This window comes from Rhizobium sp. AG207R (assembly GCF_027109195.1).
Taxonomy (GTDB): Bacteria; Pseudomonadota; Alphaproteobacteria; order Rhizobiales; family Rhizobiaceae; genus Rhizobium; species Rhizobium dioscoreae.
Genome location: NZ_JAEPVT010000007.1, coordinates 229,874 through 242,035, shown reverse-complemented (window position 1 = coordinate 242,035; position 12,162 = coordinate 229,874). Strand labels below are relative to the sequence as shown.

The 12,162-nt window shown below is 59.4% G+C and carries 9 protein-coding genes; 2 read left to right on the top strand and 7 right to left on the bottom strand.

The annotated features are described in order from the left end of the window. Positions 1-186: 186 nt before the first annotated feature. Entirely contained in the window at positions 187-1,782 is a 1,596-nt protein-coding gene (gene serA / locus JJQ51_RS18510; protein WP_113395222.1) for a phosphoglycerate dehydrogenase, read from the bottom strand. Between the two features lie 141 nt (positions 1,783-1,923). Beyond that, positions 1,924-3,102 (bottom strand): phosphoserine transaminase, encoded by a 1,179-nt coding sequence (locus tag JJQ51_RS18505; RefSeq protein ID WP_269245062.1) that lies wholly within the window; start codon positions 3,100-3,102, stop codon positions 1,924-1,926. 267 nt (positions 3,103-3,369) lie between these two features. Between JJQ51_RS18505 and JJQ51_RS18500 the strand changes: the two genes are divergently transcribed. After that, positions 3,370-4,155, top strand: a complete 786-nt coding sequence (locus JJQ51_RS18500) for a glycosyltransferase family 25 protein (protein ID WP_229002024.1) — start codon at positions 3,370-3,372, stop codon at positions 4,153-4,155. A 10-nt stretch (positions 4,156-4,165) separates the two neighbouring features. Here the strand turns inward: JJQ51_RS18500 and JJQ51_RS18495 are convergent, their stop codons facing one another. Together JJQ51_RS18495 and JJQ51_RS18490 are read right to left on the bottom strand one after the other, a co-directional pair. Beyond that, the gene (locus tag JJQ51_RS18495) at positions 4,166-4,981 is read right to left on the bottom strand and encodes an outer membrane protein (protein ID WP_269245061.1); all 816 of its coding nucleotides are present in this window, start codon (positions 4,979-4,981) and stop codon (positions 4,166-4,168) included. 244 nt (positions 4,982-5,225) lie between these two features. Further along, the gene (locus tag JJQ51_RS18490) at positions 5,226-6,077 is read right to left on the bottom strand and encodes an outer membrane protein (protein ID WP_069611818.1); all 852 of its coding nucleotides are present in this window, start codon (positions 6,075-6,077) and stop codon (positions 5,226-5,228) included. A 398-nt stretch (positions 6,078-6,475) separates the two neighbouring features. On the opposite strand from JJQ51_RS18490, the gene JJQ51_RS18485 reads away from it, so the two are divergent. Further along, complete coding sequence (locus tag JJQ51_RS18485; protein WP_269245060.1) at positions 6,476-6,958, top strand: SH3 domain-containing protein; 483 nt, start codon at positions 6,476-6,478, stop codon at positions 6,956-6,958. Positions 6,959-7,045: 87 nt separating this feature from the next. On the opposite strand, the gene glmM is transcribed toward JJQ51_RS18485, so the two are convergent. The 3 genes from glmM to tilS all read right to left on the bottom strand — a co-directional run bounded on the left by glmM (position 7,046) and on the right by tilS (position 12,157). Next, positions 7,046-8,398, bottom strand: a complete 1,353-nt coding sequence (gene glmM / locus JJQ51_RS18480) for a phosphoglucosamine mutase (RefSeq protein WP_113330341.1) — start codon at positions 8,396-8,398, stop codon at positions 7,046-7,048. 373 nt (positions 8,399-8,771) lie between these two features. Then, positions 8,772-10,715: an ATP-dependent zinc metalloprotease FtsH gene (gene ftsH, locus JJQ51_RS18475; RefSeq protein WP_113330342.1), complete on the bottom strand. Its 1,944-nt coding sequence runs from the start codon at positions 10,713-10,715 to the stop codon at positions 8,772-8,774. A 116-nt stretch (positions 10,716-10,831) separates the two neighbouring features. Further along, the gene (gene tilS / locus JJQ51_RS18470; protein WP_269245059.1) at positions 10,832-12,157 is read right to left on the bottom strand and encodes a tRNA lysidine(34) synthetase TilS; all 1,326 of its coding nucleotides are present in this window, start codon (positions 12,155-12,157) and stop codon (positions 10,832-10,834) included. Positions 12,158-12,162: the final 5 nt, after the last annotated feature.

The following is a 12,162-nucleotide window of genomic DNA, read 5'->3' as shown; positions in this document are numbered from 1 at the left end:
CCACAATGCCTCCATGACATAGAGATAGGCGCGTTTCCTCGCCCCCGATAGTGTGCCGGCCAGGCTTATCCACAACCCTCACAACCATAAAGAAAGCCCGGCGCAACTCGTGTCGCGCCGGGCTTTCGGACTGGCTCTTGGGAGGAGCGAACTCTGTGGCTGCACCCTTCTTCGGGGCGGGCAGGCTCAGTCGACGTTGAAGACCAGCGGCTTTGCCTGGCGGATCGCCTGATGTGCTGTCAGCTTGGCAAGAACGTCATCGCTGATCGGGCCGTCGACATAGAGAAGCGCGATGGCATCACCGCCCTGCTTGTCGCGTCCGAGCTGGAAGTTCGCGATATTGACACCGGCGGAGCCGAGCGTCGTGCCGATGAAGCCGATCATGCCGGGAACGTCGGTATTGGCGATATAGACCATGTGGTTGCCGACATCGGCGTCGAGATTGATACCCTTGATCTGGATGAAGCGCGGCTTGCCGTCCGAGAAGACGGTACCGGCGACGGAACGCGTCATGCTGTCGGTGGTGACGGTCAGCTTGATATAGCCGTCATAAACACCAGTCTTGTCGCGCTTGACTTCGGCAAGCACGATTCCCTTTTCCTTGATCATGATCGGGGCCGAAACCATGTTCACATCGGCAACCTGATTGCGGATCAGGCCGGCGAGCAGCGCGCTCGTCAGAGCCTTGGTGTTCATGTTGGCGGTGACGCCGTCATAGAGGATCTCGATTTCCTTGATCGGATCGTCCGTGACCTGGCCGACGAAAGCGCCGAGAACATCGGCAAGCTTGATGAACGGCTTCAGGATCGGTGCTTCTTCAGCCGTGATCGAGGGCATGTTGATGGCGTTGGAGACAGCGCCCTTCATCAGGTAGTCCGACATCTGCTCGGCGACCTGAAGCGCGACGTTTTCCTGGGCTTCGGTCGTGGAAGCGCCGAGATGCGGCGTGCAGACGACATTCGGCAGGCCGAAGAGCGGGCTTTCTTTGGCGGGCTCGACCTCGAAGACGTCGAAAGCGGCACCGGCGACATGGCCTGATTTGATGGCGGCGGCAAGGGCTGCCTCATCGACGAGACCGCCGCGAGCGCAGTTGATGATGCGCACACCTTCCTTCATCTTGGCGATGGCAGAGGCGTCAATAATGTTGCGGGTCTTGTCGGTCAGCGGCACATGCAGCGTGATGAAGTCGGCGCCGGCGAAGAGCTCATCAAGCTCGACCTTAGTCACGCCCATTTCCTCGGCGCGTTCCTTCGACAGGAAGGGGTCGTAGGCCAGGACATGCATCTTCAGGCCGAGGGCGCGGGCAATCACGATGGAGCCAATATTGCCGGCGCCGATGATGCCGAGGGTCTTGCCGGTGATTTCGACACCCATGAACTTCGACTTTTCCCACTTGCCGGCCTGTGTCGAGGCATCGGCAGCCGGAAGCTGGCGGGCAACGGCAAACATCAGTGCGATGGCGTGTTCGGCGGTCGTGATCGAATTGCCGAACGGCGTGTTCATGACGATGATACCGCGGCGCGAGGCGGCCGGGATATCGACATTGTCAACGCCGATACCGGCGCGGCCGACGACCTTGAGGTTCTTGGCCGCTTCGATGATCTTCTCCGTCACCTTGGTGGCGGAACGGATGGCAAGACCATCGTAGTTGCCGATGATTTCGAACAGCCTGTCCTTGTCCTTGCCAAGCTGCGGCTGGAAATCGACTTCGACGCCGCGATCGCGGAAGATCTGGACGGCGGTTTCCGACAGTTCGTCGGATACGAGAACGCGAGGTGCCATGGAGGCCTCCTGAAAAAGGTCAGCTAAGACGAGCAATCCCACGAAATGCGAAACGGCTTTCCGGTCGGAATTGCATAAAAATAATGAGAATTCGGAATGCTGGGCCCCGCCTCACCGGCGGAGCCATAAACGCGTCAAACCTCAGGCAGCAGCCTGGGAGAGCGTCGCCTTCTGCGTTTCGAAAGCCCAGGCAAGCCAAGGCATCAGCTTCTGCATGTCGGAAGCTTCGATCGTCGCACCGGCCCAGATGCGCAGGCCTGACGGCGCGTCGCGGTAATGGCCGATGTCATAGGCGACGCCTTCCTTTTCGAGGAGTGCAACCAGGCCCTTGGCAAAATTCGCCTGGCCATCGGCATCGAGAGCGACGACATCCCTGTCTACGATCTTCAGGCAGACGGAGGTGTTGGATGCTGTCTCGGCCTTGACGGCGAGATTGGCGATCCAGTCGTTGGCGGCAACGAAATCGTGGATGACCTTGGCGTTGGCATCGGCGCGGGCGATCAGCGCCTTGAGGCCGCCGAGATCCTTCGCCCAGAGGAGAGCGTCGATATAATCTTCGACGCAGAGCATCGAGGGCGTATTGATCGTCTCACCGGCGAAGATGCCTTCGATCAGCTTGCCGCCGCTGGTCATGCGGAAGATCTTCGGCAGCGGCCAGGCCGGTTGATAGGTCGTCAGGCGCTCGACGGCGCGCGGCGACAGGATGATGACGCCATGGGCGCCCTCGCCGCCAAGTACCTTCTGCCAGGAGAAGGTGACGACATCGAGCTTGGCAAAATCGAGGTTCTGAGCGAAGGCTGCCGAGGTGGCGTCGCAGATCGTCAGGCCCTTGCGATCGGCGGGGATGAAATCGCCGTTCGGAACACGAACACCCGAGGTGGTGCCGTTCCAGGTGAAGACCACGTCGCGGTCGAAATCGACAGCGGAAAGATCGGGCAGCTCGCCATAGCCAGCTTCGAGCTTGCGGACGTCCTTGAGCTTCAGCTGCTTGACGACGTCGGTGACCCAGCCGGCACCGAAGCTTTCCCAGGCGAGCATGTCGACGCCGCGTTCGCCGAGCAGCGACCAGAGCGCCATCTCGACGGCACCGGTGTCGGAAGCGGGAACGATGCCGATGCGGTAAGCCGCAGGCACTTCCAGAATTTCGCGAGTGAGATCAATGGCCTGCTTCAGCTTTGCCTTGCCGACTTTCGCGCGGTGCGAACGGCCAAGAGCCGCGTCGGAAAGAGCGTTAAGCGTCCAACCGGGGCGCTTCGAGCATGGACCAGAAGAGAAATGGGTATTATTCGGACGGATGTCCGGCTTGGCGAGCTTAGTCATGATGCTATCCTCTCAGATAGAAAGCCCTTCGTTGGGGAAGGGTGTCCCGCCGCCGGATATATTGGAAGCCGCCCGCAAGCGCAATAGTAAAAATTACGGATGGCACTCCCTCACGAAGTCGTGCAGAAAGTGTGATGACATGCAAGTTACGCGCAATGGAAATAAGCCAAATTTGGCCCCATAAAAGCTGGATTCCGTGCAGACGCGCAATCATATAAGACGGTGAGCGCGCCAATTTTGCGCCGATAGAAATAACAAGTGTGCCCGATGTCCCTAACTGCACTCGCCGAAAACCCTTTGATGCCCGTACAGGCCATGCCGGTCTATTTGATCAATATCGATCGCGCGGCAGAGCGGCTGGCCGAGATCCAGCGGCAAAGCGAGGAATTCGGCTTCCGATTCGAGCGCATCGATGGCATCGATGGCGCGCTCGTCCCGCGCGACCAATGGATCGATGTCGACCATGTCCGTTTCCAGCGCCGACATGGCCGGACCATTCTGCCCGGCGAATACGGCTGCTACCGCAGTCACTTGACGGCTCTGCGCCAGTTTCTGGCAAATGGCGGCGAAATAGCCATCATCATCGAAGACGATGTCGCCTTGGATGCCGAGTTTCTGGCACGTGCCGCGGCAGCCAGGGAAGCCGCGCCGGCCGCCGATCTCATCAAGCTTGTCAATCACCGTTGGAACGGCTTTCGCGCCATGGCGCGGAGCCTCAAGGGAGATATCGTCGGGCGTTGCCTGTTCGGTCCACAGGGTTCCACCGCCTGCTATCTCGTCACGCGCCGCGGCGCCGAGAAGATCGTGAAATCGCTCTCCGTGATGTCGCTGCCCTGGGATGTGGCCGTCGAGCGCGGCTGGGACATGCATATATCCATCGTCAGCACGCGCGCGAATATTGCCGGTTTCAGCCGGCTGCAGAGAACGACCATGATCGGCTGGCGCCGCGATTATCGAGCAGCCAAATCTTCTGCCCTGCGGCGTTTTCCGGCGCACATTTTTCGAACTTTGGATTTCTTTCGCCGCATCGCCTATGTGCTGACGACGCCATAGGCGATGAGCTTTACCAAGTGGTGATCCGCAGGCCGACACGAATTTCGTGACGCGACAATGCCCCGTCGCGGCCTGTGGTGGCGCTGGCCGCAGAATCGCCAAACATGTCACCGCCGGCGATATGGGAGAAGCGATAGCCGAGATCGACCTTGACGTTCGGCGCGACTTCATAGGCGACACCCGCCATCAAGGCATAGGTCATGCGCCAGTCACTTTCGCCAGGATATCGAGCACTGACCGACGCAGCACCGCCGCAACCCGATGCGCCGCCAAGACAGGAGCCGGTGACATTGACACTGTTCCAGGAAACCCGCGTGGCACCAAGACCGGCGCCGACATAGGGCGTGAAACCCGCAAGCGTCCCGAGATCGACATAGCCGTTGACCATGAGGCTGCCGGCCCTGAAGGAGGAACGGGCCTTCGTGGAGCATCCCGTGCCGCCGGCCCCGCCGGAACACGGCGAATCGCTCGAAATGCGGCCATTGAAATCACCGCTGAAGAAATCGCCTGACACGTCGGCGCGAAACAGATCGTTGAATTGATAGCCGATACCAAGGCCGCCGGAGAAATCCCCGCCGAACCGGGTGGAATCAAAGCTGCTCGAACTGTAATCGCCACCCGCAGGATCATAGGCACGAAGTCTCGTATCCGTGCGGCTGGCGTTGACTGCATAGCCCACATCGCCGCGCACATACCATCCCCTGGCATCCTTGACGCTGACCTCCGGCATCTTGATTTCCGGTGGTGCTGCATCGGCCGCAAAGGCAATACCCGCTGATGCGCCTGCCATCGCTGCAGCCAGCGCCAAAGCGTCAAAACGGATCATTACCCCTCGCCTTCCATCCTCGGGCCGACGCCCGCGCGTCGAATCGGCTGGCCTGTGCTTCCTCGCAATATCCTCAAAAAGAGGATCCGATGCAGGAAGGCGGCCATTCTCATTTCATTAACCATAGGGAATTCATGGTTAATGAAGCTTTAAAGCAGCGCGGAATTACTTAACGGAATGGGAAAAAGAAAAAGCCGCCCGGAAGAAACCGGACGGCTTTTTAATAACGTGGATTGGATATTGCTTACTTGTAGACCGACGGCTGAACCGGGATATCGGCCGGCGGCATGTAGCTTGCGGTCTGGCAGCCGCCGAAGGTGTAGCGGGCACCGATGCGGGCTTCGTGCAGGTTCAGACCCTTGTCGTAGCCAGGACCGCCATTCTCGTTATAGCCGAACATGTCGCCGCCTTGAACGTGACGGTAGCGATAGCCAACATCGGCCTTGAGATTGCAGCTCAGGTCGATGGATGTACCGGCCATCAGCGCATAGGTGAAGCGCCAGCTGCCGCGGCCATTATGCGTGACCGAGCCGTCGCAGGAATCCGGGTTGGCGTCCGAGCACGACGTGTTCTTCAGATTGCTCCACTTGACATAGGTGCCGCCGAGACCGCCACCGACATAGGGGGTGAAGATGCCGTAAGTGCCGAGATCGACATAAGCGTTGGCAAGCAAGCTATAGGCCGTCAGCGAAGCGAGATCGCGAGAGGTCGCCGCGGTCGGAGTAAAGCCCGGGCCGCAGGCGCCGCAATCGCCCTTCGTGGAGCCCTTGAAGTCGGACTTGAAGAGATAATCGAGCGTCAAGTCCGTGCGCAGGTAGTTGTTGATCTGGTAACCGACACCGCCGCCGAGCGTGACATTGCCGTCCAGCTTCGCACGATCGAAATCGACCAGGCTGGAATTGGAGCCCTGGAAGTAGTTGGCACCGCGCAGGTTCGTGAAGGCATAGCCGACATCGCCGCGCAGATACCAGCCGCTGGATTGGGCGACGGTCACTTCCGGCGCCGGCTGAACCGGTTCCGGTGTATAGAGATCAGCAGAAAAGGCCGACGTGCCAACAAGCAAAGTGGCAAGTGCCCCTATCAGGGTTTTCATCATGGCTTTGGCTCCAAATTTCTTGCCCTTGGCACAGCAAATGCTTGCCAATTGAAAAGACATGACAGGGATAATGATGAAAAGGAGTTAAAACCTGATTAACTACGAATATTTACCCTGTTTATTCAGAAATTATACTTTATTTTATATATTAGAGAACATTGATTTTTAAATAAAGAGAATGGGATACGATTACCCGCTTCCTCTATTTCCTCACAGGAACACAGCGTCCGGGCACAAAGCCAGGCCCGACGCTCTAAACCAATTGGCAAGAAACGAACCATTACAGTGCTTCGGCCGGGAGATAATTCAGGAGGAAGTCGCTGACTTACCGTCGAACAATATGGGCCAGCCTGGGCCTTGCTCTTATCTTCTTGAGCTCCGTCACACTGGCAGGCACGATGCCGGTCAAGCCGGCGGCAGCCACGGCCACTGCTTGGAACAAAGGGCGCGAGACGGGCTTGCCGATCCCGCGCTACGTTTCGCTCCGAGCTCATAAGGCACGCATGCGCGTCGGGCCTTCAACGATCTATGCCACGAAATGGATCTATATGAAGCCGGGTCTTCCCTTTGAAATCATCGATGAATACGGCCATTGGCGACAGGTCCGCGATGATACCGGAGTGACCGGCTGGATGCACAGCGCCCTGCTCTCCGGAACACGGACGGCCGTAGTCGCCCCCTGGCTGACGAAGAATGCCATGCTGCGCACCGATCCGAATCCCGCCGCCAAGGCAATCGCGGAGCTGCAGCCGCGCGTACTGGTCTCGCTGCAATCCTGCACCGGAACCTGGTGTCGTGTTTCGGTCCGGGAGCATTCCGCCAGAGGCTATGTCAGGCAGAACAAGCTTTGGGGCGCCTATCCCGGAGAAATGTTCCAGTAGGCCGACCATCATGCCGAAACTGAAAATACTATGGCCGCCTCGACGAAGCGGCCATAGTATTATTCCGGAATTACTTCTTTCGTTTGCTCAAGCGGCCGAACGCACACTCGAGATCACGTCGATCAGTCCGCCGACGATACGTTCGATCTGGCCGCGATCGTCGCCTTCCGCCATGACGCGGATCAGGGGCTCGGTGCCGGAAGGGCGGATCACCAGACGGCCGTTGCGGGAAAGCTCGCTTTCCGCATCGGCAATTGCCTGGCGCACCTGAATGTCCTCCAGTGGCTTGCCGCCGGAAATGCGGACATTGCGCAGCAGCTGTGGTACCGGTTCGAAACGGCGACAGACTTCACTGACCGGCTTGCCCGTGCGCTTCACCGCAGCAAGGATCTGCAGCGCAGCCACGAGGCCGTCGCCCGTCGTGCCATAGTCGGACAATACGATGTGGCCGGACTGCTCGCCGCCGACATTGTAATTGTGCTGGCGCATATGCTCGACGACATAGCGGTCGCCGACGGCCGTGCGCGCAAGCGACATGCCACGATCGTCCAGGAAGCGCTCGAGGCCGAGATTGGACATCACGGTTGCGACAATACCATTGCCGCGCAGCGTCTGGCTCTCGGCCCAGCTTTCGGCAATGACGGCCATCAGCTGGTCGCCATCGATGATCGTGCCAGTCTCGTCCACGATGATGACACGGTCGGCATCCCCATCGAGCGCGATACCGATATCGGCGCGGACTTCGTCTACCTTTTTCTGCAGGGCAACGGGGCTGGTGGAGCCGCAGTTCAGATTGATATTCGTGCCGTTCGGCTCATTGCCGATGGTGACGACGTCGGCGCCAAGCTCCCAAAGAGCGGCCGGAGCGACCTTGTAGGCGGCGCCGTTGGCACAGTCGATGGCGATCCGCAGACCCTGCAGCGTCACATCGCGCGGCAGCGTGCGCTTGGCATGTTCGATATAACGGTCATGCACGCCATCGATACGCTTGGCGCGACCGATATTCTCCGACTTGGCAAGATGCTCCGACATGTCCTTGTCGAGCATCTCCTCGATTCTCATTTCCAGATCATCGGAGAGCTTGTAGCCATCCGGCCCGAAAAGCTTGATGCCGTTATCCTCGTAGGGATTGTGCGAGGCAGAGATCATCACGCCGATATCGGCGCGCAGCGAGCGCGTCAGCATGGCGACAGCGGGTGTCGGGATAGGGCCGAGAACGAAGGCATCGACACCGGCCGCGGTAAATCCCGCCACCATGGCGTTTTCCAGCATATAGCCGGAAAGGCGCGTGTCCTTGCCGATAACGACGCGATGGCGATGGCTGCCTCGATGGAAGATCGTGCCGGCAGCGATACCTACGCGCATGGCAAGATCCGGCGTCATCGGATAGATATTGGATTGACCGCGAATTCCGTCAGTTCCGAAATAACGACGTTTCATATGCACTCCTGTCGTTGCCGCGTCCTCATCGGGACTGCAGCGGCATCGATATCGCCGCCCCAAAGCAAGCGACACTGCAAACATCGATGCTTGTGGCTCATGCCACAGATTGTAAAACTCGGCACTTAAATTACCGAGAACGCCTATTACAACGCGTTACCATTAATAAGCACTAAAAAACCGTACCAGGTCGAGACCGACAATAGTCCAATTCACAGCCTACTGCCTCCGCATTACTTTGCCCCACCCGCCAGTTGCCACAAGGGCTGATCAACATCGGAAGCGTTACGTCCTTCTGCCCTCTCCTAAACAAAAGGCCAGTCACCTGAAACAGGTGGCTGGCCTCTCAACCGAGATTGAACGCCTCGCGCCTTTAGCGCGGCTGTGGTTCGAAACCGCCTTCGGGTTCATCGCCCTTGGCACCGACTGAACCGTCCTTCTTGGCGCCGGTCTTCGGCACGGCCGAACCACGGCTCGGCGGCGTATCGTCACCGAGGTCGCGCGCCGGCTTTTCGCCGCGGATCAGCGCCTTGATTTCCTCGCCCGTCAAGGTCTCATATTCGAGCAGGCCTTCCGCCAGTGCGACGAACTCATCGTGCTTGGAGGTGAGGATATCCTTGGCCTGCTGATAGGCTTGGTCGATCAGACGGCGAACCTCGTTATCGATCTTCTGAGCCGTTGCTTCCGAAACGTTCTTGGATTGCGAAACGGAGTGGCCGAGGAAGACTTCCTGCTGGTTCTCGCCATAGGCGACCTGGCCGAGCTCGTCGGAGAAACCCCACTGCGTGACCATCGCACGGGCAAGCTTGGTCGCCTGCTCGATATCGGAGGATGCGCCGGAGGTGATGTTCTCCTTGCCGAAGGTCAGCTCCTCGGCAACGCGGCCGCCCATCATGATGCAGAGGCGCGACACCATCCACTTGTAGCTCATCGAGTAGCGGTCGCCCTCGGGGAGCTGCATGACCATGCCAAGCGCACGGCCGCGCGGAATGATCGTCGCCTTGTGCAGCGGATCTGCGACAGCGACATTGAGCGCCGTAATCGCGTGACCGGCTTCGTGATAGGCGGTGAGCTTCTTTTCCGCCTCGGTCATGGCCGAAGAGCGACGCTCGGCGCCCATCATAATCTTGTCCTTGGCGTCTTCGAATTCCTGCATCGTCACCAGTCGCTTGTTGCGGCGGGCGGCCATAAGAGCGGCTTCGTTGACGAGGTTCATCAGATCCGCACCGGAGAAACCGGGCGTACCGCGGGCGAGCGTCTTGAGATCGACATTCGGAGCCAGCGGCACGTTGCGGGCGTGAACCTTGAGGATGCGCTCGCGGCCGACGATATCCGGGTTCGGCACCACAACCTGACGGTCGAAACGGCCCGGACGCAGCAGCGCGGGGTCGAGAACGTCGGGACGGTTGGTCGCGGCGATCAGGATGATGCCTTCATTGGCTTCGAAGCCGTCCATCTCGACCAGCAGCTGGTTGAGCGTCTGTTCGCGTTCGTCGTTGCCACCGCCGAGACCGGCACCACGATGACGGCCGACGGCATCGATTTCGTCAATGAAGATGATGCAAGGCGCATTCTTCTTGGCCTGCTCAAACATGTCACGGACACGGCTTGCACCGACGCCGACGAACATTTCGACGAAGTCGGAACCGGAAATGGTGAAGAACGGCACGTTGGCTTCGCCGGCGATGGCGCGCGCCAGAAGCGTCTTACCGGTACCGGGAGGTCCGACAAGCAGCACGCCGCGCGGAATACGACCGCCGAGGCGCTGGAACTTCTGCGGATCGCGCAGGAATTCGACGATTTCTTCCAGATCCTGCTTGGCTTCGTCGACGCCGGCGACGTCATCGAAGGTGACGCGGCCATGTGCCTCCGTCAGAAGCTTTGCCTTCGACTTGCCAAAGCCCATGGCGCCGCGCGAGCCGCCCTGCATCTGCCGCATGAAGAACAGCCAGACGCCGAGGATCAGGAGCATCGGCAGCAGCGTGCCGAGATAGCTCAGGAAGCTCGAGGAGCCATCCGATTCCGGACGGCCGACGATGTTGACGTTCTTGCTTTGCAGGCGTTCAAGCAGGCTGTCATCCACGACCGGAGCATAGGTCTGGAAAGGCGTGCCGTTTTCGACATAGCTGCCGACAACGCGGTTGCCCGTGACGGTCACGTCACGAACACGACCGGAATCAACTTCCCGGAGGAACTGCGAATACGGTATTTCCCTGGAGCCTGTTTGTGCCGGCGCGTTCTGAAACATGCTGAACAGGGCAATCAACAGCAGAGCTATGATTGCCCACAGAGCGAAATTACGAAAATTAGGGTTCATCGAACTCCCCAGCACTGAAACTTCCGCCGCTTGAGCGACGGCATTACTTGATCCCTAACATAGGGTTGCGCCAAGCCCTTGCCAAGGCAAACCGCATCGCCGCATGTTTTTTCCGTCTATAGGACCGAAAGCGGCAGCCGCATATAGGCTTCGCGGCCAAAAGCCGCAGAAAGGCGATTGGCGAATGTGAGGTCAAATCGTGTCAAAAAGCGGTCGAAGGGCGCAAGATAGGGCACAACCGTCACCGCTGCCGCCTTTGCCTCCCCTTCCGTCGCCGCGAGCGGCATCGCCGCCCGGGCGCGCAGCACCACGCCCTTCGGCATAGTCGCCGGAAAAATCATCATATTTTCCGTGCCTGCTGCGACAATCCGAACCGGGGCGTTGCTCGAATTACTGATCTCGAAACGACCGTCCCAAATGCCTTTCTCGCCCGGCAACAGCCTCAGCGGCGCGATATTGCGGCTTTCCCGCATAAGATAGAGTCCATCGCGCCTGAGGTCGAAGACCACGCCGCCGGCCGTACGTCGACCGGGGCTGGCACCGTTCACAAATTCGAGAACGCGCTCCATTTGCACATGTCCAGGCGCATACGCCTTGCCGCCGAAGACGGCAGCAAGATAGGAAAGCGCATAAGCGACAGCTGCCCGATCCGCCGAAAGTCCGGCTCGATCGATGACACAAGACGCCTGTGCGTGAATTGTGACCCAATCATCGAGCCATGCAGCCGCTCTCTCGGAAAGAGCTGCGCGATCGGCGCCGATATCCACAGGCACACCGGCCATCGGCTCCGCTTGGAGATCTCTGCGCGTACGCACACGCTCGTATTTTATATCCTCATTGCTCGGGTCGTCGAACCAGGATAGGCCATGCCTCCCGAGAAAGGTCCTGATATCCGCCCGCCGACAGGCGAGAAACGGCCTGACGATCCAGATGCGCCGATCGAACAAGACCGCATCAGCAATGCCTGTGCCATGACCGCCCTGCCCGCGGCGCGCGCTGCGCATCGCCATCGTCTCGCGCTGATCATCAAGCGTATGGGCTGTTACGATCACATCGGCCGAAATATCGGAGGCCAGGTCTGCGAGCAATCCGTAGCGCGCTTCACGCGCAGCCGCCATGATGCCGGTCTCGGGCTTTTCCCCCTCCCAGCGGCGGACGAAATGCGGGATGCCGCGCGAAGCACAGAATGCCGCGACCTCGCGCGCCTCATCTGCTGCTGCGGCGCGCAGACCATGATCGATGGTCGCAGCGCTCAGAGTAATATCTTTGTGAGGATGAGATTTCAGCCGCTCGGCAAGGGCAATCAGAAGCCCGGTGGAATCACTGCCGCCGGAAACGGCGACCAGAACATGAGCAGGCTTCGAAAGAGAATGAAGAAATTCCGTCGCGGCGGCTTCGGGCATCAGGACTGTGGCACCGCTGGTCACAGCGTCAATGGGCATGGCAA

Coding starts and splice junctions, on each gene's coding strand:
- serA (WP_113395222.1), bottom strand. CDS start 1,782: ATGGCACCTCGCGTTCTCGTATCCGACGAACTGTCGGAAACCGCCGTC.
- JJQ51_RS18505 (WP_269245062.1), bottom strand. CDS start 3,102: ATGACTAAGCTCGCCAAGCCGGACATCCGTCCGAATAATACCCATTTC.
- JJQ51_RS18500 (WP_229002024.1), top strand. CDS start 3,370: ATGTCCCTAACTGCACTCGCCGAAAACCCTTTGATGCCCGTACAGGCC.
- JJQ51_RS18495 (WP_269245061.1), bottom strand. CDS start 4,981: ATGATCCGTTTTGACGCTTTGGCGCTGGCTGCAGCGATGGCAGGCGCA.
- JJQ51_RS18490 (WP_069611818.1), bottom strand. CDS start 6,077: ATGATGAAAACCCTGATAGGGGCACTTGCCACTTTGCTTGTTGGCACG.
- JJQ51_RS18485 (WP_269245060.1), top strand. CDS start 6,476: ATGCCGGTCAAGCCGGCGGCAGCCACGGCCACTGCTTGGAACAAAGGG.
- glmM (WP_113330341.1), bottom strand. CDS start 8,398: ATGAAACGTCGTTATTTCGGAACTGACGGAATTCGCGGTCAATCCAAT.
- ftsH (WP_113330342.1), bottom strand. CDS start 10,715: ATGAACCCTAATTTTCGTAATTTCGCTCTGTGGGCAATCATAGCTCTG.
- tilS (WP_269245059.1), bottom strand. CDS start 12,157: ATGCCCATTGACGCTGTGACCAGCGGTGCCACAGTCCTGATGCCCGAA.